The following is a 23,252-nucleotide window of genomic DNA, read 5'->3' on the forward strand; positions in this document are numbered from 1 at the left end:
TCCATGTCATAGAAGCCCCGCCTTCTCGAACGGCCGAGCCCGGGACGGAGCTCAGTCGAGCAGGGCCGTGACCTTGCCGGCGCCCACGGTCAGCCCGCCCTCGCGGACCGCGAAGCCGAGCCCCGTCTCCAGGGCGACCGGCTTGCCCAGCTCGACCGTCACCTCGACCGTCTCGCCCGGCAGCGCCATCTCCCCCGCACGCAGGTCCACCCGTCCAGGGACGTCGGTGGTCCGAAGGTAGAACTGCGGCCGGTAGCCGGTCGCGACGGCCGTGCTCCTGCCGCCCTCCTCCTCGGTGAGCAGGTAGACGCGGGCGGCGAACCGCCGGTGCGCCGTCTGGCTGCCGGGGGCCGCCAGCACCTGGCCCCGCCGCACCTGCTCGCGCCGGACGCCACGCAGCAGCAGCGCGGCGTTGTCGCCTGCCTCGCCCCGCTCCATCGTCTTGCCGAAGGTCTCGACCCCGGTGACCACCGCGGTGAACCCGTCGCCCAGGCCCACGACCTGCACGGTGTCGCCGACCGCGACCGAGCCGCGCTCGATCGCCCCGGTGACCACGGTGCCGCGCCCGGTGACGGTGAGGACGTTCTCGACCGGCATCAGGAACGGCGCGTCGACGTAGCGCACCGGCACCGGGATGTGGTCGTCGACCGCCTGGAGCAGGGACTCGACCGACGCCACCCATTCGGGGTCGCCTTCGAGGGCCCGGAGCCCGGAGACCCTGACCACGGGCACGTCGTCGTAGCCGTGCTCGGCCAGGAGCTCCCGCAGCTCCAGCTCGACCAGGTCGGCCAGCTCGGGGTCGGCGCCGTCGGCCTTGTTGAGGGCGACGACGAGGTGCTCGACCCCGACCCGGCGCGCGAGCAGGGCGTGCTCGCGCGTCTGCGGCATGATGCCGTCGACCGCGGAGACCACCAGGATCGCCCCGTCGAGCTGCGCCGCCCCCGTGATCATGTTCTTCACGTAGTCGGCGTGCCCGGGCATGTCCACGTGGGCGTAGTGGCGCGAGGCCGTCTCGTACTCGACGTGGGAGATGTTGATGGTGATCCCCCTGGCGGCCTCCTCCGGGGTGCGGTCGATGCGGCTGAACGGCACGTACGTCGCGCCGCCCCGGTCGCTGAGCACCTTGGTGATCGCCGCGGTGAGCGTGGTCTTGCCGTGGTCGACGTGCCCCATCGTGCCGATGTTGAGGTGCGGCTTGCTGCGCACGTAAGCCTGCTTGGCCATGTTCCTTTCCTTTGACGCCTTGACGGGCAGTGACCCGCGAGCTCAGCCGACCCTTCCCCGCGGGGTCACTCAGGACGTCCGGGAAAGGGTCAGCGCTCCGCGCCGTCGAGCCGCTGTGCGGCAGGCGTCAGGGCACGCGCCCGCACGCCCGCGCTGGCGGGCGTCGAGAACAAGGCGTGCCGGAACATGTCCCCCATGCTCGGGTACGGCTCCGCCCGCTCGCAACGGGTTTTCCCAGCGCTGAGATCCTTCGACTTTTCACGGCGTATGAGACGATTCATAGCGTCATGCACGCCAATGTGCCCTTACGGCTCGCGCGGTCGGCGGTCTTCGCGGTCGTGTGCGTAACGCTCGCCGCCGCGGCGCACTGGTTCGCGGGCGGGGCCGGGCCCGCGCCGCAGGTGCTGCTGTCCGGCGGGCTAGCGGTCATGACGATCACGACGGTGCTGGCAGGGCGCGAACGCTCGCCCGCCACCGTGACCGGGCTCCTTCTCGCGGCTCAGGTCTTCATGCACCAGCTCCTCGGCCCGAGGAGCCCCCAGGGCCTGCCCTCCGTGCCGGGCCCGCATCACGATCACGGGACGGCCGTACTGCCGCAGGGGCACGGCTTGGGGGTGAACGCCGGCATGCTCCTCGCCCACCTCACCGCCACGCTGCTCACCGGATGGTGGCTGTCCCGTGGTGAGGCGGCCCTGTGGTCGGTCCTGCGCGGCGTCGGCGCGTACGCGGTGCGGCGCCTGGCCGTGCTCATGTGGCGGGACGCGACCCCGGTCCCCGGCGTGCCGCGGAGACGGGCGGAGGCCGCCGTCTCGCCGCCCGGTCGCGAGCGGGTGCTGCGACACGCGGTCGTCAGGCGCGGGCCCCCGGCTCTCGCGGTTCCCTGAGTCCGCGCGCGCATGCGGCCACCTGGTGGGCCCGCGCGCTTCCCGCGTACGGACAGGCGCATCCCGCGGGCCGCGCCTTCCGCGTGTCACCTTGGAGTTCCCAGTGAGATTCCCTGTCATCCGAGCGCTGCTGGCGCTCTGCCTGTCCGGTGTGTTCCTCGGACTGGCCGCCCCGCCCGCCCTGGCGCACGACAGTCTGAAGAGCAGTTCACCGGCGAAGGACTCGACCGTCTCGCGGCTCGACCAGATCGAGCTGGAGTTCAGCGCGCGCGTCAGCTTCCCTGTGGTGGTCCTGCACGACGCCGCCGGACGGCGCTTCGAGTCCGGGCCTCCGCGTACCGACGGCCCGAAGGTGTTCGAGAGCGTCGCCGGCCCGCTGCCGCCCGGCGGTTACGTCATCGCCTGGCGCATCGTCTCCTCCGACGGCCACCCCGTGGAGGGAGAGATCCCGTTCACCGTGGAGGGTTCGCAGGCGGGAGCGGCCGCGCCTTCGGCAACGGCGCGGCCGACCGGGGCGGCGGGCACCGTACCGGCAACGGCGCCCGACGGCACGGCGTCGCAGTCCGGTGTGCCCGTATGGGTCTGGGCGGGCCTCGGGCTGCTCGTGGTCGTCGGGGCGGCGCTCCTCCTCACCGGCCGCAGGACGCCCCGAACGGATGAGGAGACACCGGCGAAGCAGCCCGACCCGGACCCCACCCCCGAGCCGGACCGCGAGGGAGACTCGTGACGACGTCCTGCTGACCTGTTGGCGGTGCTCGCCGATGAACTGGGCGACGATCCGCTCAAGTAGCGCCATTCTCTCTTTAGCCCCGCTTGAGCGGATATCTCCGGAAAGGGCCGATCGATGGGATGGGCTTGGGTTGCCGGAGAGCCTGTCCTGAAGCGTGCGAGCGGTCCGGCGTAGGGATCGCGTCAATAATCGGCCTCGGGGCGTATGGAAGCCGTCAAGACCCGCCAAGTCCCTCAAATCCCGCGATTTGCTGACTGTGAAGACCGTCCGACCTGGGCGGTCGGAAGCATGTTCGTCCGGATTTGAGGAGTGGGGATGGCTGACGTCATCTTCGTCGCCCTGACGATCGCGATATTCGTGATCATCGGGTTCGTCGTCAAGGCGGTGGAGCGCCTGTGAGCGCTGTCAACGCCGCCGGACTGGTGGTCACAGCCGGTCTGGTGATCTTCATGGTCGCGGCCCTGCTGTTCCCGGAGCGCTTCTGATGTCGACCGCCGCCGCGGGGATCCTGTTCATCGGATCTCTCGTCCTCGCCCTGGTGCTGACGCATCGGCCGCTGGGCGACTACATGTACCGCGTCTACACCAGTGCGAGGCATCTGGCGCCGGAGCGGGTGATCTACCGGCTCGTCGGCGTCCAGCCGGACGCCGAGCAGCGGTGGAGCGCGTACGCCCGGAGCGTGCTGGCCTTCTCGGCCGTCTCCATCCTGTTCCTGTACGCGTTCCAGCGCCTGCAGGACAGGCTCTTCCTGAACCTCGGCTTCGCTCCCGTCCCTGACCACATCGCGTGGAACACCGCCGTCAGCTTCGTCACCAACACCAACTGGCAGGCGTACTCGGGCGAGTCCACGATGGGCCACCTGGTGCAGATGTCGGGCCTGGCCGTGCAGAACTTCGTGTCGGCCGCGGTGGGCATGGCCGTCGCGATGGCGCTGGTCCGCGGGTTCGCCCGCAAGCGGACCGAGAACCTCGGCAACTTCTGGGTCGACCTGGTGCGTGGCACGGTGCGCATCCTGCTGCCGATCGCCTTCGTCGGCGCGATCGTCCTGGTGGCGGGCGGCCTGATCCAGAACTTCTCTGGAGTCCACGAGGTCGCGAGGCTCGCCGGGGGCACGCAGGGGATCACCGGCGGCCCGGTCGCCAGCCAGGAGATCATCAAGGAGCTGGGCACCAACGGAGGCGGCTTCTACAACACCAACTCCGCCCACCCCTTCGAGAACGCCAGTAGCTGGACGAACTGGGTCGAGGTCTTCGCGATCCTGGTGCTGCCGTTCGCGCTGCCCCGCACGTTCGGCCGCATGGTCGGCGACAGGCGGCAGGGCTACGCGATCGTCGCGATCATGGGCATCCTGGCCTTCACCAGCGTCGCCGTGCTCACCGGGCTCGAACTCGCGCACAACGGCACGGTCCCGCAGGCCGTCGGCGCCGCGATGGAGGGCAAGGACGTCAGGTTCGGCGTCGCCAACTCCGGCACCTTCGCGGCGGCCACGACGCTGACCTCCACCGGCGCCGTCAACTCCTTCCACGACTCGTTCACCGCGCTCGGCGGCATGGTCACCATGGCCAACATGATGCTGGGCGAGGTCGCGCCCGGCGGTGTGGGAGCGGGCCTGTACGGCATGCTCGTGCTCGCGGTGATCACCGTCTTCGTCGCGGGCCTCATGGTCGGCCGCACGCCCGAGTACCTCGGCAAGAAGATCGGTGCCCGCGAGATCAAGCTCGCGTCGCTGTACTTCCTCACCACACCGGTCCTCGTGCTCATCGGCACGGCCCTGGCCATGGGCTCGCCCACGCAGCGGGCGAGCATGCTGAACGGCGGGCCGCACGGCCTGTCGGAGGTGCTCTACGCCTTCACCAGCGCCTCCAACAACAACGGGTCGGCCTTCGCGGGTCTCACCGTGAACACCCCGTGGTACGACACCGTGCTCGGCCTGTGCATGGCGTTCGGACGCTTCCTGCCGATGGTCTTCGTGCTCGGCCTCGCGGGCTCGCTGGCCAGGCAGGCACCCGTGCCCGCGTCGGCGGGCACGCTGCCCACGCACCGGCCGCAGTTCGTCGGCATGGTCGTCGGTGTGACGATCATCCTGGTCGCGCTGACCTTCCTCCCCGCCCTGGCGCTCGGGCCGCTCGCAGAAGGAATCTCGTAATGGCAACCCCAGTGCTCCGCGCGCCGGGCCGTACACCCGCGCCGGACAGGAACGGCAAGGTCGGGGGCGGTCTGCTCGACCCCAAGCAGCTCCTCACCTCGCTGCCGGACGCCCTGCGCAAGCTGAACCCCGCCACGCTGTGGCGCAACCCGGTGATGTTCATCGTCGAGATCGGCGCGGTCTTCACCACCGTTCTCGCGATCACCAGCCCCTCGATCTTCGCCTGGGCGATCGTGGTCTGGCTCTGGCTGACCGTCGTGTTCGCCAACCTCGCCGAGGCCGTGGCCGAGGGCCGGGGCAAGGCGCAGGCGGCCACGCTGCGCGCCGCCAAGCGCGACACGATGGCGCGCCGCCTCACGGGCTGGCGGGCCGGCCAGAGCGCCGTCTCGTGGGACACCGTGGGCGCACCCGAGCTCAGGCAGGGCGACTTCGTGGTCGTCGAGGCCGGAGAGATCATCCCGGGCGACGGCGACGTGGTCGAGGGCATCGCCAGCGTGGACGAGTCCGCCATCACGGGCGAGTCCGCACCGGTCATCCGCGAGTCGGGCGGCGACCGTTCGGCGGTCACGGGCGGCACCAAGGTGCTGTCGGACCGGATCGTCGTACAGATCACGCAGCGGCCGGGCGAGAGCTTCATCGACCGGATGATCGCGCTGGTCGAGGGGGCCAACCGGCAGAAGACCCCCAACGAGATCGCGCTCAACATCCTGCTCGCCGCGCTGACGATCATCTTCCTGGTCGCCACCGCCACCATGCAGCCGCTGGCCATCTACTCCAAGGCGGTCAACCCCGGCATCCCCGACTCGCTCGCCCTGACCGCGAACGGCGTCACCGGCATCGTGCTGGTCTCGCTGCTGGTCTGCCTCATCCCGACGACGATCGGCGCGCTGCTGTCGGCGATCGGCATCGCGGGCATGGACCGGCTCGTCCAGCGCAACGTCCTCGCGATGAGCGGACGCGCGGTCGAGGCCGCGGGCGACGTGAGCACCCTGCTGCTGGACAAGACCGGCACCATCACGCTCGGCAACCGGCAGGCGTCGGAGTTCGCGCCGGTGCCCGGCGTCACCCCGGACGACCTGGCCGCCGCCGCCCAGCTGGCTAGCCTGGCCGACGAGACCCCCGAGGGCCGTTCCATCGTGGTCTACGCGAAGCAGGCGTACGGCCTGCGGGAGCGCAAGCCGGGGGAACTGGCCCACGCCGACTGGATCCCGTTCACCGCCCAGACCCGCATGTCGGGCGTCAACGTGGACGGCCGCCAGGTGCGCAAGGGGGCCGCCACGGCGGTCATGAAGTGGGTGCGCGACCACGGCGGCCACCCGACCGCCGAGGTCGGCGACCTGGTGGACGGCATCTCCGCCTCGGGCGGGACGCCGCTGGTGGTCGGCGAGGTGCTCCGGGGCAGGGCGCGCGTGCTGGGGATCATCCACCTCAAGGACGTCGTCAAGCAGGGCATGCGCGAGCGGTTCGACGAGATGCGCAAGATGGGCATCCGTACCGTGATGATCACCGGGGACAACCCGCTGACGGCCAAGGCCATCGCTGACGAGGCGGGGGTCGACGACTTCCTCGCCGAGGCGACCCCCGAGGACAAACTGGCCCTGATCCGCAGGGAGCAGCAGGGCGGGCGCCTGGTCGCCATGACCGGCGACGGCACGAACGACGCTCCCGCGCTCGCCCAGGCCGACGTCGGAGTGGCGATGAACACCGGCACCTCGGCCGCCAAGGAGGCCGGGAACATGGTCGATCTCGACTCCAACCCCACCAAGCTGATCGAGATCGTCGAGATCGGCAAGCAGCTCCTGATCACGCGGGGGGCGCTGACGACCTTCTCGATCGCGAACGACATCGCCAAGTACTTCGCGATCATCCCGGCGATCTTCGCGGCCGTGTATCCCGGTCTCGGCGCGCTCAACGTCATGCGCCTGGCCAGCCCACAGTCCGCGATCCTGTCGGCGGTCATCTTCAACGCCATCGTCATCGTCGCGCTGATCCCGCTGGCGCTGCGCGGCGTCAGGTACCGCCCGTCGAGCGCCTCCAAGCTGCTCAACCGCAACCTCTACGTCTACGGCCTCGGCGGCATCGTGGTCCCGTTCATCGGAATCAAGATCATCGATCTCGTCATCCACTTCCTTCCGGGGATGTCATAAATGGAACGCCTGCCAAGCTGGATCCGCCAGCACGTGGCCGCGCTGCGCGCGCTGCTCGTACTCACCCTGGTGACCGGGGCGATCTATCCCCTCCTGGTCACCGGCATCGCCCAGGCCGTGTTCAACGACAGCGCCAACGGCTCGCTCGTGCGCAAGGACGGCAGGGACACGGGCAGCTCCCTCGTCGGCCAGAGCTTCACCGACGGCTACGGCAACCCGGTGAGGAAGTACTTCCAGAGCCGTCCCTCGGCGGCCGGTGACGGGTACGACATGACGTCCACCGCCGCCAGCAACCTCGGCCCCGAGGACATCGTGGACACCCTGCCGGTGCCAGGGGCCAAGAACGCCCCCGGCGCCGGCAGGCAGAGCCTGCTCACCCAGGTCTGCGCCCGGAGCAAGGCCATCGGCGAGCTCGAGGGCGTCAGCGGCGCGCGGCCGTACTGCACGCCCGACGGGGTGGGCGCGGTGCTGAAGGTCTTCCCGGCCGTCGGCACGCCCACCCGCGCCGTCAGCGTCAACCAGGCCTGCCCCTCGGCACCCTTCGTCGCCGAGTACAGGGGTGTGAAGGTCGAGTGCGGCAGGCCCGGCGAGGACTACGCGAGCGGCCGTACGGTCGCGGTGCGGGGCTCGGCGAAGGCCGTCGTGCCTCCTGACGCGGTCACCGCCAGCGGCTCCGGCCTCGACCCGGACATCTCGGTCGCCTACGCCCACCTGCAGGCCAACCGGGTCGCCAGGGAACGCGGGCTCACGCCGGCCCAGGTCGGGAAGCTGATCGACGAGTACACCACGGGCCGCAGCCTCGGGTTCATGGGCGAACCCGGGGTGAACGTCCTGCGGCTGAACCTGGCACTCGACCGGCTCAAGGCATAGCGGCGATGGGCGGAGCGCGCGGCCGGCTGAGGATCTACCTGGGGGCGGCTCCCGGGGTCGGCAAGACCTTCGCGATGCTCTGCGAGGGGCACAGGCGCGTGGCCCGGGGGACCGACGTGGTGGTCGGGTTCGTCGAGACCCACGGCAGGCCCCGTACGGCCGCGCAGGTCGACGACCTGGAACTCGTCCCCCGGAAGACCATGGTCTACCGGGGGACGGCCTTCACCGAGCTCGACGCGGGCGCCGTCATCGCGCGAAGGCCCAGGCTCGCGCTGATCGACGAGCTCGCGCACACCAACGTGCCCGGCTCGAAGAACGCCAAGCGCTGGCAGGACATCGAGGAGATCCTGGACGCCGGGATCGACGTCGTCTCCACCGTCAACATCCAGCACCTGGAGTCGCTCAACGACGTCGTCCACCAGATCACCGGGGTCCCGCAGCGCGAGACCGTACCCGACGAGGTCGTGCGCAGGGCCGACCAGGTGGAGGTCGTCGACATGGCCCCGGAGGCGCTGCGCCGCCGGATGGCCCACGGGAACATCTATCCGCCGGAGAGGATCGACGCCGCCCTCTCGAACTACTTCCGTGTCGGCAACCTGACGGCCCTGCGCGAGCTGGCCCTGCTCTGGGTCGCGGGGAAGGTGGACGAGCAGCTCGACCGCTACCGGGCCGACCACGGCATCGCCGGCACGTGGGAGGCCCGCGAGCGCGTGGTGGTGGCGCTGACCGGCGGCTCAGAGGGAGACACGCTGGTGCGGCGCGCGGCCAGGATCGCCGCCAGGACCAAGGGCGCCGACCTGCTCGCCGTCCACGTGACCCGCTCGGACGGCCTCACCGGGACCGGCCCGGCGAACCTGACGCGCCAGCGCACGCTGGTCGAGAGCCTCGGCGGCACCTACCACCAGGTCGTCGGCGACGACGTGCCGAACGCTCTGCTGGACTTCGCGCGGGGAGTGAACGCGACGCAGCTCGTACTCGGCGCCTCACGTCGCGGCAGGATCGCGCAGCTGTTCTCCCGGGGAGTGGGCGTCACCACCACCATGCTCTCCGGGTCCATCGACGTCCACATGATCACCCATGCCGAGGTGAGCGGGCGCGCCCGGCGCGTCAGGTCGCGCGCCGCGCTCACCCGCAGGCGGCGGTTCGCGGGCTGGGCGATGGCGCTGCTGCTGCTTCCCATCATCACCGCCGCACTGGTGCCCTTCGGGGACGCGCTGTCGCTGCCCAGCGAGATCCTGCTCTTCCTGCTGATGGTGGTGGGCGTGGCCCTCGTGGGCGGCATGTGGCCCGCCGTCACCGCCGCCGTGGCGGGATCGCTGCTGCTCAACTACTTCTTCACCCCGCCCGTGGGCCGGTTCACCATCTCCGATCCGGAGAACCTGCTCGCCCTCGGCGTCTACGTGCTGGTGGCCGTCATGGTGAGCGCCGTGGTGGACCTCGCCGCCCGCAGGACCCGCGAAGCGTCCCGCGCCGGGGCGGACGCGGAGGTGCTGTCCACCCTGGCGGGGCACGTGCTGCGCGGGGACGCGGCGCTGCCCTCGCTGCTGGCGCGGCTGCGGGAGATCTTCGGCCTGTCCTCGGTGACGCTGCTCGAACGGGCCGCGGAGCCGAGCCCGGACGACCACTCCGAGCCCGAGGCGTGGCGCATCGTGGCCACCTCCGGCGGCGCGCCCTGCACGGCTCCGGGCGCCGCCGACTCCGACGTGTCCATCGACGACGACCTGGTGCTGGCGGTGCGGGGACGCCTGCTGGACGCCTCCGACCGCCGGGTGCTGGAGGCGTTCGCCGCCGAGGCCGCCATCGCGCTGCGCCAGCAGCGGTTGCGGGAGGAGGCCGAGCAGGCCAGACCGCTGGCCGAGGCCGACAGGATGCGCACGGCGCTGCTCGCCGCGGTCAGCCACGACCTGCGGACCCCGCTGGCCTCGGCCAAGGCCGCCGTCGAGAGCCTGCGGAGCACCGAGGTGCGGTGGAGCGTGGAGGACCGGCACGAGTTGCTCGCCACCGCCGACGAGTCGCTGGCCAAGCTGGACCGGCTGGTGGCCAACCTCCTCGACATGAGCCGCCTCCAGGCGGGCGTGCTGGGTCTGGCCTCGCAGCCGGTCGCGGTAGAGGAGGTCGTCCCTCGCTCGATCGACGACCTCGGGCCGCTCGCGGACCGCGTGGAGGGCGAGCTGTCGGCCGGCCTTCCGGATATCGTCGCCGACCCGGCGCTGCTGGAGCGCATCCTGGTCAACGTGATGACCAACGCCGTCCGCCACAGCCCGGCCGGGGCAAAGGTGCTCGTCACCGCCAGCTCGCACGGCGGCCAGGTCGAAATCCGCGTCATCGACCGTGGCCCCGGCATACCGCCCGAGGCGCACGACCGCGTCTTCATGCCCTTCCAGCGTCTGGGCGACCGGGACAACCACACCGGCGTCGGCCTCGGCCTCGCGCTCTCCCGAGGGCTGGCCGAGGCGATGGGCGGCACGCTCGTCCCCGAGGAGACCCCCGGCGGAGGCCTCACCATGATCATCACCCTGCCGATCGCGTCGCCGGTGCCCGCCGAGGACCCCGCCGTCATCCTGCCGTGACGGGCGCCTCCGAGAGTAACGGGGCCGGGTCGGCGGTTCCCATCAGTCGCGTGTCGACACGATGCGAGGTGCCGTCTCGTCACCGGGCCGGGTCGTCACGGTCGTGCCAGGGCCGGCTCGCGCGTGCGGCCACCTGCACCTGCCGCATGTGCGCGTCGAAGGCCGCCAGGACGTCGTCGATGGTCATGTTGGGCGTGGTCCACTCGCCGCACGAGCACGCCCCGAACGAGAAGGGCGCCAGCCGCTCGATGGCGGTCAGGTCGTCGTACTCCTGCAGCTGGTGGGCATCGCGGTCGACCAGCGGGTCGAGCCTCCAGTGCGGCATGCCGCTCATCACCCATCTCCTGTCCGGCCCGGCAGCGAGGCCGGCCAGGCGTCGGGTACGTCTGGCGCGGGCCCTTCCACCCTGATTTTGCAGCGTGTGACTCCAGGTTGGTACAAGCCCCCCACAGGCGCCGCCGCCGGCCGCGGCGAGTCGCCCTGCCACCCTCTCCCGAGGGTCTCCGACCTGGTGTCATACACGCCACGCACGTCGGCGGAACCGCGTTCGATTCGTCGAGCGCTGCGTGTCCCACCCTCACCGTCGGCTGTCGGGAAGCGCATGGAGATCGAGAGGAGCGCGGGCTCGGATACACCCGGCCGGCACCGGTCTCGATCGTGTTCCGGGTCCGGCGGAACGCGTTGCGGGCAGTACCCCGGCCCCACAAGATTGGGCTATGGAGGGTTTCGCCGCGGTCGTCGGGCCCGATGTCTGGACCCGGCTCGCGCGCCTCGGGACCGCCGAGGTCTACCATCCCGGCGAGACCCTGCTGCGGCAGGGGGAGACGGCCGACCGCGTTCTCCTGCTGACCGGCGGGCGTGTGAAGGTGTCGCTGGTCGACTCCGCGGGCAACGCCATCCTCCTGGCGATAAGGGGCCCCGGTCAGGTCCTGGGCGAGATCGCGCTCCTGGACGGAGCCAGCCGGTCGGCGACGGTGACCGCGATCGACACCTGCGAGGCACGGTCGGTGGCCATCGACCCATTTGTCAGGCGTATCCGATCACTGGGCCTGGAAGCCGATCTGATCAGATTCGCAGTGCGCCGCGTCAGGGAGAGTGAAGAGGTCCGTCTAGAGCTGGCCACGCTGTCAGCCGGCGAGCGTGTGGTACGGGCGCTGATGAGGCTGGCCGTGCCGTCGGCGCCACCCGGCGCCGCAGAGGGGGCGGCCGACTGCGCTCTCGACATCGGCCTCGACCAGACCGAGCTCGGCCAGGCCATCGGCCTGTCGCGGGCCTCGATATCCGGCAAATTGGCTGAACTCCGGGCAGAAGGGGTAATCAGTACGTATCGGGGGCGCATTGTGATCAATGACCTCGCCCGGCTTCGCAAGCTGGCTTCTGACTAACAATCTGGTTACCTCTGGCCAATGCGCACTTTTCAACACAAGGCTCATCGGTTCGGCTGGAGACTGAGATCGCTAAACGATGGCAGGCCGCCCCGGGCGGGCTGCCTACGTGTCATTTCTGAACGTGATCACTATGGCTTGGTCTGATGGGTTTTGCGTTCTTTGAGATTTCCCCCAAAAGCCCGGATACCCTTGCGAACCCTGTCCGAAAGTCTGGCAATGGAGCTGTCATGCTCGAGCCCTCTCCCTTGTGCGAGCGATTCGTGCTCGGCGTCGACGTCGAGAAGTACAGCGACCGCAATGTCCGGCGGCAACTCAGCATCCAGCGCGCGCTCGACCGGATCCTGAGCCAGGCGGCCGAAGCGGCCGGACTGGACCGGGGGCTCTGGGAATGTGAGCCGGGCGGGGACGGCGAGCTGGCCGTGCTGCCCGACGGCGTCGACCTGATCGCCATTGTGCGGCGGTTCGTCGACCAGGTGGAGCTTCACCTCGCCGACCACAACGCGGACCACTCACCCGAGATGAGGATGCGGCTACGGCTGGCGATGCATGTCGACACCGTGGCCCGGGGCGCGCTCGGCCGCGCCGGCCAAGCCCTGATAACGCTCAGCCGGCTGCTGGGCTCGGGCCCGGTGCGCGAGGCGCTGGCCGGTGCCGCCGACGCGAACCTCGCTCTGATCGTTTCCGAGTCCGTCTACCGCAAGGCCGTGCTTTCTGAATTGGGAGGGTTGCGACCCGGGCAGTTCCACGAGGTGCGGGTTGACCTTCCGGCCAAGCGCTTCGATGAGATGGCATACATCTACATACCCGGACATGAGGGCAAGCCCGAAAAATCATCGTATATCCCGGCGTCGGCTCCGAAACCCGAGGAGCGATCGCGACGGCCATCCGCAGCGGGTAAGTCCGTTTTGAACATTGTTTCTGCTGACACGATCCATATGCCGGGTTCCGTCTTTGGGTTCTCTGAGCACGGGCCGAACGATGACTGCTGAAGCTGGCATATCCCCCCAATCCACTCCGGATGTTCCCGGGCCGCCCCGAAGCGACCAGCGGGCGGCCGAAACCCCACTCCTGGAGCCGGCACGGGCGGAGACGCGTGGCCCCGCGGAAAGTACGGGCCTTTCTACTCATCAGGCCGGACCGGAACGCTCGGCCGGGTCCGCCTCCCCCAGGCGGTCCTCAGAGGAGCCCTCGCCTCCCGCGGCCAAGCCTCCCGCGGCCAAGCCGGCCGCGGACGAGCGGGCCTCCGGAGGAGCGCGCGCGGACGGCCGGGCGGGCGACGCCGACGAAGCCATCGACCAGGAGGCCAGGAAGTCCGAGGCGAAACCCGAGCAGCCTTCCACGCCGGAGTACAAGAAGGCCGTCTACAACATGTTCCTCGGCTCGGTGGACGCGGCCAGGAGCGTCTTCGGCTTCGGAGACGCGCTCGCCGGAGGCGAGCCGGCGCCCACGACCGGCCGGCTCGGCGGTGCGGTGGTCAGCGGAGCCGTCGATCGCTACGCCCCGCCCGTGAGGCCGTACGACGAGGCTCTGGAGAGCCTGCGGTCGGACCGCATCGTGGTGGTGACCGGTGAAACGGGCATCGGCAAACGGACCGGCGCAATCGTGCTGCTGCGCACCGTCCTCGGCGACGGTGAGGGCGTGATCGTGTCGCTGCCTCCTTCAGCCACCCTCAAGGAGCTCGCGGAGCGCGGCTACGAGAGCGGCTACGGATATGCGGTGTTCGACCGCACCAGCGAACGGAGGGCGGGAACGCGGCGGGGGCGTGAGACGCCGGGATGGGACACCGACCAGGGTTGGCCCGACGCCGACCACACCTGGCTGGCCGTCAGCGAGAAGGTACGTGAGGCCGGCGCCTACCTGGTCGTCACCACCCCCAACACGCCGAGCCGGCCGCCGGACTCGGTGCGCCACGTGGCATGGGTGCGTCCCCCCGTCGCCGAGGTCCTACGCGCGCACCTCGGCGACGAGACGCCCGAGGAGACGGTCGCCGCCGTGGTGGCCGCCATGCCGGAGGAGTTCGTCATGGCCGACCTCGTCCTGATGGCCGAACGCATCATCGACGGCAGATCGGCCGAGGAGGCGGTCAACGAGGTCCTGGACCAGGCAGGGCGCAGGCAGGTGCGCGAGTGGTTCGACCGGGGGCCCTCACGGCGGCAGGTGCTCGAGGTCACCGCGCTGGCCTTCGTGGCGGGCGTCGTCGAGCGCGGCTTCGAGACCTGCATGGACATGCTGTCGGAGTCGCTGGAGATGACCTGGCCCGAGCCGGAACCCGCCCCGCCGGCGCCCCAGGAGGCGGCGTCCGCGACGGTCTCCACAGCCGTGCCGCCGAAGGGCGTGGCGGACGCGGGGGCGGCCATGCCACAGGAGCGCGCCGAACGACACCGCCCCGATGGACTGATCCGTTTCGTGCGCGTCAGCGACGGCGCGACGTCGAGGCGCGTGCTGGCCTTCAAGGAGGACGCCTACCGTCGCTACGTCCTGGAGGAGCTGTCGGAGAGGTTCCGCAGCGCACTCTGGGACGCCGTGCAGGACTGGCTGAGCAAGCTCATCAAGCACGAGGAATTTCAGCTCAACATCGCGGCCGGCCTGGCGCTGCTGTCGTACACGACGTACGAGGAGATCGAGTTCTCCTACCTGGAACCGTGGTCGCGGGGGGAGTGCGACTGGGAGGGACAGTGCACCGCCGTCTACGTGCTCTGGTTCATGTGCCTGGACGAAGCACTGGTGCCCGTCGCGCTGCGCACCGCCGAGTGGTGGGCGGGCCAGGGGACCGCCGCCCAGCGGCTGACCGCGATCACCGCCTTCGCGGGCGAGCTCGGGGTCCGCTTCCCGACCCCCGCGGCCCGGCGGCTCTGGCAGCTCGTCGTCCAGGACAATGCGCTGAGCGAGGAGGCCGCGGCCGCGTTCGGCAGCCTGTTCGCCACCCTGGTCGCCAACGACGCCGACGCCAGCCACGTCGTCCAGCATCTGCGCACCCAGCTCAAGAACGTCAGTGCCATCGGGCGCACCAGGCGCCACTACCGGTTGACGCTGATCGCGATCCTGGGGACCCTGCGGACCCGGAGCGCCCGCACTGGAAACCTGGCGATCATCGAGTTCGTCAGGGAGCACCCCGAGCGGCTCTCCGCGGTCGCCGAGCTGTGGGCGGCCGTACTGCGACACCGTCCGTGCCGGCGCGCGGCGCTGAAGGCGCTCCTGGACGCTCTCAACACGCTCGGCCGGCTCAGCGGGGTGAACGCCGAGCACGACGCGCGGATGCTCGGCGACGCGCTGGGCGCCGCATTGCCCGAGCACGAGTACGGGCCGCTGAAGGCCGACTTCATCACTCTCATGGAGCACTCGCGCAAGCGACCGGCGCGCTCCGCAGCCCTGACGAAGGTGCTCCTGGCCGCTCTCGACCGCGCGGCCAGGGCGTTGTAACGGAGGATCGCGATGACGATGCCCTACCCGATCACAGAGGAGAAGTCTCTCGGCCGCACGGACCGGAGCGGGAAGTGGAGCCTGCGCAGGCCCCGCCGGGCCGAGGGAGAGGTGCCGAGGGTCAAGGGCGACCAGGTGCGGGTCTTCCTGGCCGACGGCAAGTACACCGTCGACCACGGCCGCCGCCAGGACGACGACGACCTGGTGGTACGCGCGACGTACGTCGCCGTGGTGGACATGTCGCGCAACCACGAGGTCTGGATCGAGCTCGCCATACCGTCGGCCGACGCCAAGGAGTTCACCGTCCGGGTCACCTTCTTGTGCACGGTCACCGACCCCGTCGTGGTGGTGCGGGACGGCCAGGGGGACGCTGGGCGCGCACTGCTGGGCTACGTGCGCAGTCACCATCGGCTCTTCCAGCTCGGCCTGAACCATCGGGTCGCGGAGATCAATATGGTCCGCCTCAACGTCCAGACCCAGATCGAGGCCTACGTCCAGCTCAAGCCGCCGCTCATCCCGGGCATATCCGCGGCGCTCGCCAGCGTCGAGGTGCTGACCCCAGAGGAACTGGTCGCCCTCCAGAAGCGGCTGACCGTCCAGGAGGCCGACCACGTCGTCGAGTCGGGCCTCGCGGATCTCACCCACGAGCTGGCCGCTCTCAAGGCGCGGCACGCCATAGAGATGGAGGAGACCGAGCGCCGCCTGGACGTGGAGCGTAAGAAGCACGAGCTGAAGATGGACGAGATGCGGCTGTTCTTCCAGCGCCAGCAGCAGGTCATTCGGAACGACATGACCGCCGCTTCCGACGACTTCGCCACCACGCAGATGGCCAAGATCTATCAGGCGATCGGTGACGATCCGATCAAGGCGGCGATGATCGCGGGCCAGAAGGGGGAACTGACCAGCACCGACATTGCCGCTCGTGTCCAGGAACAGCGCGATCGCAAGGCGGCCGAGGAAAGGGAGCTACGCGATCGGAGCTGGGCGCTCCAGGACCAGGACCGGCAGTGGAACCGCGCCAGCCAGGAGCGGGAGTACGAGACGGGTCTGTCGGACCGTGAGCGCAGATTCCTGGTCGAGCAAGAGGAGAGGAACCGGAGGTACGCGCTGGAGGACGCCCAGCGCGCGGTGGAGCGGATGGAGGTGGAGCGGATGTACAGGATCGAGGACGGCGACCGGGACTTTCAGCGCGAGATCCTCCGTGAGCGCTCCGACGCCGAGAAGGCCCAGCTGCGGCGGCTCTGGGACCTGGAGGACGGGGAACGCGAGATGGAGCGGGAACGCCTCCAGCGGGAGTACGACACCTTGCAGGCGGGGCTGAAGCACCAGTACGAGCTCGCCGCCGCGGACCGGGAAAGGGAGCACGCGCGGCAGGACCGGGACTACGAGCACGCCGTCGGCCGCGAGCTCCGCGACAGGGAGGACCGGCTGCATCTGCTGGGCGTTCGCCTCGACATGCTCAAGGAGATCGCCAAGCACGGCCACCTGGACGAGATCTCCCTCAACCCCAGAGAGCTCATCGGCAGCATCGCCGTCGACACCGGCGCCGTGGGGGCGGTGGTGGGCGGCGGGGAGGTCCCACCCGCCCTGACCCAGGCCGAAGAGGCCGACGACACGAGCGAGGGCGCCGTGGACGACATCCCGCAGGCGACCGATGAGTCCGCCTTCAGGGAAGAAGGGCTGCCAGGATGACCGTCGGAACGGGGCAGCCGCCGCCTGCCTTCCACACGTCCGATCCCCCGGGCAGGGAACCCGCCGCCGCCAACGGGTTCCCACCGGGACAGCCGCCCGAAGGCCACGTGCAGGCCGGCGAGGATCCACGAGGTGGCGCTCGGCAGGACGAGCGCGGGCAGTCCGCTTACGGCCGCTCCGGCGCTTCGAGCAGGCCGCATCGTCCCGCCCGACCGGCCCGTGGACCGGGACGGTGGCTGCGCTCGCTGACGGGCGTCTCCGAGATCATCCTCGACTGGGCCCCGGAGGAGCGCCCCCGCTACACCCGGCTGGGCGCGATCCTCCTCAACGCCGGACTCCTGGCCGCGCTCTCCATGCTGGTGGCGCTGGAGAAGTTCGTGGACGCCCCGTTGGGGGTCCTGCTCGTGATCGCCGCCCTCTGGGGCTGGGTCATCGTCTCCATCGACACCTGGCTCATATCCAGCACGCACGGTACGCGCCACGGCGCCTCCGCCTGGATCTTCGTCGTGCGGCTGATGCTCTCGGTGGTCATCGGGCTCGTCATCGCCGAGCCGCTGCTGCTGAAGGTCTTCGAACCGGCGATCCACCGGCAGGTGGCCGCCGACCGCGTCCAGGAGCGGCTCGGCAAGGAGTCCGCCCTGCGGGCGTGCAACCCCGTCCCCTACCGGCGGCTCGACGACGCCACCGCGTCCCGATGCGCCGCGGGCCACCTCCTGCTCACCGTGACGAGCTCCCCCGCCGCTCAGGCCGTGGCGTTGAAGCAGACAGAGGACCAGCAGGCGAAGATAAGAAAGCAGCTCGACGCGGCCGCCAAGAAGCTCGCCGCCGCCGAGGACCTGGCAGCCCGCGAGTGCGCCGGGAAGACCGGGGCCGGCCTTAGCGGGCGCGTCGGGAAAGGACCCAACTGCGACCACGATCGGAAGGTCGCCCGGCAGATTCGCGCGGACAGCAAGACCGACCAGTACCAGGCCGGCTACGCACGCCTCCAGTCGAAGATCGACACGCTGACGAGCCAGCAGAAGGACGCCGAGCAGACCTACGACACCCAGATCGACGAGGCGATCAAGGCGAAGCTCCCGCCCACCGAGGGGAAGATCGGCATTCTCGAGGAGGACAAGGCGCTCGGCCGCCTCTCCGCCGAGAGCGCTTTCGTGCTCGTCGCCCAGTGGCTGGTCCGACTGCTGCTCGTCATCGTCGACTGCCTTCCCATCCTGACCAAGAAGCTCGCGGGCAGCAGCACGTACGACACGATGGTCGACCGCCAGATGAGCACCAACGAGGACCTGTACGAGGCCGAGGACGAGCTCAACAAGCAACGCGACATGGCCGTCAAGCGCATCGGGCTCAAGCAGTCGGAGCGGTTCGAGCGCCAGGGCATAGAGAAGGTCGAGGCGCAGGATGAGGCCGACCGCTCCCGGCAGGAGGCCGAGCTCAACGAGAGGATCGACGCCCTGGCCGCCGAGCTGCGCCGCAAGTCGACCGCATGACCGCGGAGGCCGGCAGGCGGCGAGTGCCGCCCATCGCCGACCTCGTCCTTCACATGGACAAAGTCAGGAGACCCCGGCAGCGCGGGTCGCGGTCGCGTGCGTCAGTGCCTTCACCTCGGTGGGTGTGAGCGCGCCGCCTCGGTCGAACTCGGCGGTGAAGCGGTCGTCGCCCAGCGCGAGACGGACCCGGGCGGTGACGCGTTCGATGTCGCCGCGCTCGGCGGGAGCCGCGGACACGGAGCTGGACGCGCGGGCCGAGGCCGCCGCGCCCAGGAGCCGGGCGGCGCGGTCGTGGTCCCCGGCGAGGGAGAGGGCTCCGGCGAGGCCGTCCAGCGCGATCGGCATGCCCCAGTCGGTGCCGAACTTCGCCACGTGGCCGAGGGACTCCAGATGCAGGGCGAGCGCCTCCGCCTCGTCGCCGCGCTGCTCGGCGACGAAGCCCAGCTCCGTCAGGATGCTGGGAAGGTGCGGCGGCGGCGCCTCCTCCGCGTGCTTCCTGGACGTCCGGCCGAGCACGTCGCGCAGGTGGGTCTCGGCGAGGTCGAGGTCGCCGTCCCTGCGGGCGGCGAAGGACAGCCCCATCATGGCGAAGATCTGCCCGTCCTGGTGGCCCTGCTCGACGGTCAGCCGCAGCGCCCGCTCGCAGAGCTCTCTCGCGCCGGTGTAGTCGCCGCGCTGCAGCGCGATCCAGCCGAGCCAGGACAGCCGCCCGGCGACCTCCGTCCACAGCCCGAGCTCCTCGGCCATGTGCTGCCCGTCCAGATGCAGCCGGTGGGCCCGTTCGAGATCGCCGGTCATCTCGGCCAGCGCGCCGAGCCAGCCGGTGGCCTCCAGCTGGCCCCAGCGGTCGCCGAGCTCGCCGAACAGCTCGGCGCTGCGCTCGCTGTCGCGTCCGAGCGTGGCCAGGTCACCGCGTACGTGCGCGAGCTTGCCCCGGGTGGCGAGGACCGCCGCCGTCCCCCACCGGTCGCCCAGCTCCTGGAACGTCGGCAGGGCCCGGCTCACCAGGTGCTCGGCGACGGCGAGGTCGCCGATGCCGATGCCGGCGTAGGCCAGGAACCACTCGGCTCTCGCGCGCCCGCCGGGGTCGTCGGCGCCCTCGAACATCCGCAGGGCCGCCCGGCGGCGCTCGTCCCTGCCGGCGACGTGACCGTGGAGAAGCCCGATACCGACGTCCCAGGCCAGAGCCTTGCCACGAAGCGCGGACGGCCGCACGCCTTCGGCGCCGTCGGGGGTGGTGTCGGGGACGGACAGGGCCGTGGCGAGCGAGCGGCGGGCCTCGGTCAGCCTGCCGCGCAGGAACCAGTACCAGGCCATCGCGTTGACCAGGCGTAGTGCGCCATCAGCGTCCCCATCGCGCACCGCGGCGTTGAGCGCGGCGCGCAGGTTGGCGGTCTCGGCATCGAGCCGCCGCAGCCACCCCCGCTGGCCTGACCCGTACAGGTGCGGCTCGGCCTGCTCGGCGAGACCGATGTAGTACCCGCGGTGCCGCCGCCGCACCTCCTCAAGCTCGCCCGCCTGCTGGAGCTGCCCGGCGCAGTAGGCCGCGACCGACTCCAGCAGCCGGTAGCGCGGCGCCCCGCCGCCGTCCACCATGACGACCAGGGATCGGTCCACCAGGCGGGTGAGCAGGTCGACCACGTCCAGGCCGTCCTCCGCGCAGACGACCTCGGCGGCCGGAAGGGTGCAGCCGTCGACGTGCACGGCGAGCCTTCGCAGCACGACGCGTTCGGAGTCGCTCAGCAGCTCCCAGCTCCAGTCGATCATCGCCATCAGGGTGCGCTGGCGCGGCGGCGCGCCCCGGTGCCCGGTGGCCAGCAGCCGGAACCGGTCGTCCAGGCGATCGACGAGGCCGTGCACGCCCAGCGCCCGTACCCGGGTCGCCGCCAGCTCCAGGGCCAGCGGGATGCCGTCCAGCCGCCGGCACAGCACGGCGACCGCCGGAGCGGTGTCCGCGTCGAGGACGAAGCCCCTGGCCGCCGCGGACGCGCGCGTGACGAACAGCCGTACCGAGCCGGTCCGTTCGAGGACGGTGAGGTCGGTGAGGTCGGCGGCCTGGTCGGGCACCTCCAGTGGCGGGACGCTCCAGACGACCTCGCCGGCCAGGGCCAGTGGTTCCTGGCTGGTCACAAGGATGCGCAGCCCAGGCGCGGCGCGCAGCAGCGCCTCCGCCAGCTCGGCCACCGGCTCGACCACGTGCTCGCAGTTGTCCAGCACCAGCAGCAGCCGCCGGGGGCGCAGCGCCTCGGTGAGGCGGTGCACGGCGGACATCGGCCCGGCCGGCTCAGCGGGGCCGGTGGCGTCCCGGACGTCCAGCACCGCCATGACGGCTTCCGCCAGCCGGGACATCGCGTCATGGTCGGCGGGCCGGTCGAGCGCGGCCAGCTCGACCAGCCACACCCCGTCGGGGAACGGGCCGGTCAGCCGCCTCGCCGTCTCGACGGCCAGGCGTGTCTTGCCGACCCCGCCGGGGCCGGTGAGCGTCACCAGGCGCTCGGTCTCCAGCCGGGCGCCGATCTCGGCCACCGCGTCGTCCCGGCCGATCAGGCCGGTGAGCGGCGCGGGCAGGTTCGTGGCGGGCCGGGCCGCCGATAAGTCCGGTACGTCCGGCGCGGCCAGCGAGGGATCATGGGTCAGGATGGCGCGGTGCAGGGCGACGAGGCCGGCGCTCGGATCCAGCCCCAGCTCGTCGGCCAGCAGCGTGCGCAGCTCCTCGTAACTCTCGAGCGCCTCGCTCTGCCGTCCGGCCCGGTAGAGCGCGCGCATGTGGGTGGCGCGAAGCCGCTCCCGGAGCGGGTGCTCGGCCAGCAGGTCGCCGAGCTCACCGGCCAGCGGGACGTGCTCACCCAGTGCCAGCCGCGCCTCTGCCCGGTCTTCGTGCGCGGTCAGCCGCTGCTGCTCAAGGCGGGCGACGGCCGCCCGGGTGAACGGCTCGTCGGCGAAGTCGGCGAACGCGGGCCCCCGCCAGGCGGCCAGCGCCTCGGACAGCAGCGCCGCCGTGGCCCGGGGGTCGCCGGCCCGGCTCGCCCGCGCGATCAGGGAACTGAACCTGTCGGCGTCGGTGTCGGCTCTCAGCAGGTAACCCGCGGGCTGGTGCACGAGCAGCTCGCGGCCGCCCGGCTCGGCGTCCTCCAGCACCCGGCGCAGCTGCGACACCTTGGCCGACAGCGCGCCCGAGGGATTGCCCGGCGGATGGTCCCCCCAGAGGTCGTCGACGAGCCGGTCGGCGGGCACCGGGCGCCCCTCGTGGACCAGGAGGTCGGCCAGCAGGGCGCGGACCTTCAGCCCGGGGACCGCGACCGGCACGCCATCGCTCGTCCACACGGCCAGCGGCCCCAGCACCCCGAAACGCATGACGGCCACGATAACCGGGTCCTCCGACATTTACCGAGGCCCTGCGCGGGGCCGTAAGGCGACGAGAAACAAGTCGTAAAGGCCCTTCGGCAGAGTGGTCACATCGAGCCGGGGACGAGCGCCGAGGAGGTAGGAAATGTCGGAGAACGACCCGCTGCGTCTGGCGGTCATCATCGGGAGCACCCGTAACGGCCGGTTCGGACCCACCGTGGCCGGCTGGTTCGCCGCCAAGGCCCGCAGGCGCCCGGAGCTGGACGTCGACCTGATCGACCTCGCCGAGGCCGACCTGCCGCAGACCCTCACCGACCAGGACGAGCCCGTCCCCGCGAAGGTGCGGGCCCTGGCGCCGAGGCTGGACGCCGCCGACGCCTTCGCCGTGGTCACCCCCGAGTACAACCGGAGCTTTCCCGCCCCGCTCAAGACCGCCATCGACTGGTACTACGAGGAGTGGCGGGCCAAGCCCGTCGCCCTCGTCGCCTATGGCAGGGAGTCCGGCGGCCTGCACGTCATCGACCAGCTGCGCCAGGTCTTCACCGAACTGAACGCCGTGACCATCCGCGACGCCATCAGCCTCCCGCGCTACTGGGACCTGTTCGCCGCGGACGGCACCTGGCCCAAGGCGACCGCCGACTGCAACACAGCGGTCAGGACCACCCTGGACCAGCTTTCCTGGTGGGCGCTCGCGCTGCGCGACGCCCGGGCCAAGTGCCCCCACCCCCACACCATCTGAGCCCTCACCGACATGGAGAGAACAATGAGAAAGATCATCGCGTCGACCTACGCCACGCTCGACGGCTTCCAGGACAACCCCCACCTGTGGTCCATGAGCTATTCCGACGCGGAGTCCCAGTCGTACGCCCTGAACCTCGCCCTCAGCGGTGACGCGATCCTGCTGGGACGCGTCACCTACGAGGGCATGGCGCAGGCCTGGCCGGCCATGGGGGGCAACCCCTACGCCGACCACGTGAACAGCATCGCCAAGTACGTGGTCTCCTCGACGCTGGAGAAGGCCGACGAGTGGAACAACTCGACCATCATCCACGGCGACGACCTGGTCACCGAGGTCGGCAGGCTCAAGCGGCAGCCCGGAAAGAACATCCTGATCTGGGGCTGCGGGCGGCTCACCGACACCCTCATGGAGCACGGCCTCCTCGACGAGTACCGGATCTGGATCTACCCGGTCATCAAGGGTGAGGGGCAGCGCCTGTTCCGCGAGGGCGTCGAGGCGACCCTGGAGCTCACGGACAGCACGATTTTCAGCCCGGGCGTCGCCCTGCTCACCTACCGGCCGGCCAACGTCATCGGGGCGATGTGAATCGTCAAGATGTCTCCGTCGTGAG

The 23,252-nt window shown here is 70.8% G+C and carries 17 protein-coding genes; 14 read left to right on the forward strand and 3 right to left on the reverse strand.

Translation table 11 applies throughout. From position 1 onward, the window contains the following. Positions 1-51: 51 nt before the first annotated feature. Complete coding sequence (gene tuf, locus ACOZ38_RS00795; protein WP_424527953.1) at positions 52-1,224, reverse strand: elongation factor Tu; 1,173 nt, start codon at positions 1,222-1,224, stop codon at positions 52-54. Between the two features lie 287 nt (positions 1,225-1,511). Here tuf and ACOZ38_RS00800 point away from each other — a divergent pair, with 287 nt between their 5' ends. From ACOZ38_RS00800 to ACOZ38_RS00830, 7 genes are all read left to right on the forward strand, one after another. Beyond that, entirely contained in the window at positions 1,512-2,108 is a 597-nt protein-coding gene (locus ACOZ38_RS00800; RefSeq protein ID WP_424527955.1) for an MFS transporter, read from the forward strand. Between the two features lie 103 nt (positions 2,109-2,211). Continuing rightward, positions 2,212-2,835 carry a copper resistance CopC family protein gene (locus ACOZ38_RS00805; RefSeq protein WP_424527957.1) on the forward strand — a complete coding sequence of 208 codons (624 nt, stop codon included), beginning with the start codon at positions 2,212-2,214 and terminating at the stop codon, positions 2,833-2,835. Between the two features lie 398 nt (positions 2,836-3,233). Next, positions 3,234-3,323 (forward strand): K(+)-transporting ATPase subunit F, encoded by a 90-nt coding sequence (gene kdpF, locus ACOZ38_RS00810; protein WP_114029906.1) that lies wholly within the window; start codon positions 3,234-3,236, stop codon positions 3,321-3,323. Beyond that, positions 3,323-4,984 (forward strand): potassium-transporting ATPase subunit KdpA, encoded by a 1,662-nt coding sequence (kdpA, locus tag ACOZ38_RS00815; RefSeq protein WP_424527959.1) that lies wholly within the window; start codon positions 3,323-3,325, stop codon positions 4,982-4,984. The genes kdpF and kdpA overlap by 1 nt, the downstream gene beginning before the upstream one ends. Then, a complete protein-coding gene (gene kdpB, locus ACOZ38_RS00820) occupies positions 4,984-7,131 on the forward strand; it encodes a potassium-transporting ATPase subunit KdpB (RefSeq protein WP_424527961.1) in 2,148 nt (715 codons plus the stop codon). Before kdpA ends, kdpB begins: the two co-directional genes overlap by 1 nt. After that, the gene (locus tag ACOZ38_RS00825; protein ID WP_424527963.1) at positions 7,132-8,001 is read left to right on the forward strand and encodes a potassium-transporting ATPase subunit C; all 870 of its coding nucleotides are present in this window, start codon (positions 7,132-7,134) and stop codon (positions 7,999-8,001) included. 5 nt (positions 8,002-8,006) lie between these two features. Further along, positions 8,007-10,571: a DUF4118 domain-containing protein gene (locus tag ACOZ38_RS00830; RefSeq protein WP_424527965.1), complete on the forward strand. Its 2,565-nt coding sequence runs from the start codon at positions 8,007-8,009 to the stop codon at positions 10,569-10,571. A 79-nt stretch (positions 10,572-10,650) separates the two neighbouring features. On the opposite strand, the gene ACOZ38_RS00835 is transcribed toward ACOZ38_RS00830, so the two are convergent. Beyond that, positions 10,651-10,905, reverse strand: a complete 255-nt coding sequence (locus ACOZ38_RS00835; protein WP_424527967.1) for a hypothetical protein — start codon at positions 10,903-10,905, stop codon at positions 10,651-10,653. Between the two features lie 382 nt (positions 10,906-11,287). On the opposite strand from ACOZ38_RS00835, the gene ACOZ38_RS00840 reads away from it, so the two are divergent. From ACOZ38_RS00840 to ACOZ38_RS00860, 5 genes are all read left to right on the forward strand, one after another. Beyond that, entirely contained in the window at positions 11,288-11,956 is a 669-nt protein-coding gene (locus ACOZ38_RS00840) for a Crp/Fnr family transcriptional regulator (RefSeq protein WP_424527969.1), read from the forward strand. A 230-nt stretch (positions 11,957-12,186) separates the two neighbouring features. After that, positions 12,187-12,948: a hypothetical protein gene (locus ACOZ38_RS00845; RefSeq protein WP_424527971.1), complete on the forward strand. Its 762-nt coding sequence runs from the start codon at positions 12,187-12,189 to the stop codon at positions 12,946-12,948. Continuing rightward, a complete protein-coding gene (locus ACOZ38_RS00850) occupies positions 12,938-15,379 on the forward strand; it encodes a hypothetical protein (RefSeq protein ID WP_424527973.1) in 2,442 nt (813 codons plus the stop codon). The genes ACOZ38_RS00845 and ACOZ38_RS00850 overlap by 11 nt, the downstream gene beginning before the upstream one ends. Positions 15,380-15,391: 12 nt before the next feature. After that, a complete protein-coding gene (locus ACOZ38_RS00855) occupies positions 15,392-17,071 on the forward strand; it encodes a hypothetical protein (RefSeq protein WP_424527975.1) in 1,680 nt (559 codons plus the stop codon). Then, the gene (locus tag ACOZ38_RS00860) at positions 17,068-18,558 is read left to right on the forward strand and encodes a DUF4407 domain-containing protein (protein WP_424527977.1); all 1,491 of its coding nucleotides are present in this window, start codon (positions 17,068-17,070) and stop codon (positions 18,556-18,558) included. The genes ACOZ38_RS00855 and ACOZ38_RS00860 overlap by 4 nt, the downstream gene beginning before the upstream one ends. A gap of 63 nt (positions 18,559-18,621) precedes the next feature. On the opposite strand, the gene ACOZ38_RS00865 is transcribed toward ACOZ38_RS00860, so the two are convergent. Continuing rightward, on the reverse strand, positions 18,622-21,912 hold the full coding sequence (locus tag ACOZ38_RS00865) for a BTAD domain-containing putative transcriptional regulator (RefSeq protein ID WP_424527979.1): 3,291 nt from the start codon (positions 21,910-21,912) through the stop codon (positions 18,622-18,624). A gap of 136 nt (positions 21,913-22,048) precedes the next feature. On the opposite strand from ACOZ38_RS00865, the gene ACOZ38_RS00870 reads away from it, so the two are divergent. After that, positions 22,049-22,642: an NADPH-dependent FMN reductase gene (locus tag ACOZ38_RS00870; RefSeq protein ID WP_424527981.1), complete on the forward strand. Its 594-nt coding sequence runs from the start codon at positions 22,049-22,051 to the stop codon at positions 22,640-22,642. Positions 22,643-22,666: 24 nt separating this feature from the next. Continuing rightward, positions 22,667-23,227, forward strand: coding sequence for a dihydrofolate reductase family protein (locus tag ACOZ38_RS00875; protein ID WP_424527983.1), 561 nt, complete (start codon positions 22,667-22,669; stop codon positions 23,225-23,227). Positions 23,228-23,252 lie beyond the last annotated feature (25 nt).

It is taken from the genome of Sphaerisporangium viridialbum, from assembly GCF_049674955.1.
GTDB lineage: Bacteria > Actinomycetota > Actinomycetes > Streptosporangiales > Streptosporangiaceae > Sphaerisporangium > Sphaerisporangium viridialbum.

What these genes read in the sequence shown, in the direction of transcription:
- tuf (WP_424527953.1), bottom strand. Translation starts at nt 1,224, where the DNA reads ATGGCCAAGCAGGCTTACGTGCGCAGCAAGCCGCACCTCAACATCGGC.
- ACOZ38_RS00800 (WP_424527955.1), top strand. Translation starts at nt 1,512, where the DNA reads ATGCACGCCAATGTGCCCTTACGGCTCGCGCGGTCGGCGGTCTTCGCG.
- kdpA (WP_424527959.1), top strand. Translation starts at nt 3,323, where the DNA reads ATGTCGACCGCCGCCGCGGGGATCCTGTTCATCGGATCTCTCGTCCTC.
- kdpB (WP_424527961.1), top strand. Translation starts at nt 4,984, where the DNA reads ATGGCAACCCCAGTGCTCCGCGCGCCGGGCCGTACACCCGCGCCGGAC.
- ACOZ38_RS00825 (WP_424527963.1), top strand. Translation starts at nt 7,132, where the DNA reads ATGGAACGCCTGCCAAGCTGGATCCGCCAGCACGTGGCCGCGCTGCGC.
- ACOZ38_RS00830 (WP_424527965.1), top strand. Translation starts at nt 8,007, where the DNA reads ATGGGCGGAGCGCGCGGCCGGCTGAGGATCTACCTGGGGGCGGCTCCC.
- ACOZ38_RS00835 (WP_424527967.1), bottom strand. Translation starts at nt 10,905, where the DNA reads ATGAGCGGCATGCCGCACTGGAGGCTCGACCCGCTGGTCGACCGCGAT.
- ACOZ38_RS00840 (WP_424527969.1), top strand. Translation starts at nt 11,288, where the DNA reads ATGGAGGGTTTCGCCGCGGTCGTCGGGCCCGATGTCTGGACCCGGCTC.
- ACOZ38_RS00845 (WP_424527971.1), top strand. Translation starts at nt 12,187, where the DNA reads ATGCTCGAGCCCTCTCCCTTGTGCGAGCGATTCGTGCTCGGCGTCGAC.
- ACOZ38_RS00850 (WP_424527973.1), top strand. Translation starts at nt 12,938, where the DNA reads ATGACTGCTGAAGCTGGCATATCCCCCCAATCCACTCCGGATGTTCCC.
- ACOZ38_RS00855 (WP_424527975.1), top strand. Translation starts at nt 15,392, where the DNA reads ATGACGATGCCCTACCCGATCACAGAGGAGAAGTCTCTCGGCCGCACG.
- ACOZ38_RS00860 (WP_424527977.1), top strand. Translation starts at nt 17,068, where the DNA reads ATGACCGTCGGAACGGGGCAGCCGCCGCCTGCCTTCCACACGTCCGAT.
- ACOZ38_RS00865 (WP_424527979.1), bottom strand. Translation starts at nt 21,912, where the DNA reads ATGCGTTTCGGGGTGCTGGGGCCGCTGGCCGTGTGGACGAGCGATGGC.
- ACOZ38_RS00870 (WP_424527981.1), top strand. Translation starts at nt 22,049, where the DNA reads ATGTCGGAGAACGACCCGCTGCGTCTGGCGGTCATCATCGGGAGCACC.
- ACOZ38_RS00875 (WP_424527983.1), top strand. Translation starts at nt 22,667, where the DNA reads ATGAGAAAGATCATCGCGTCGACCTACGCCACGCTCGACGGCTTCCAG.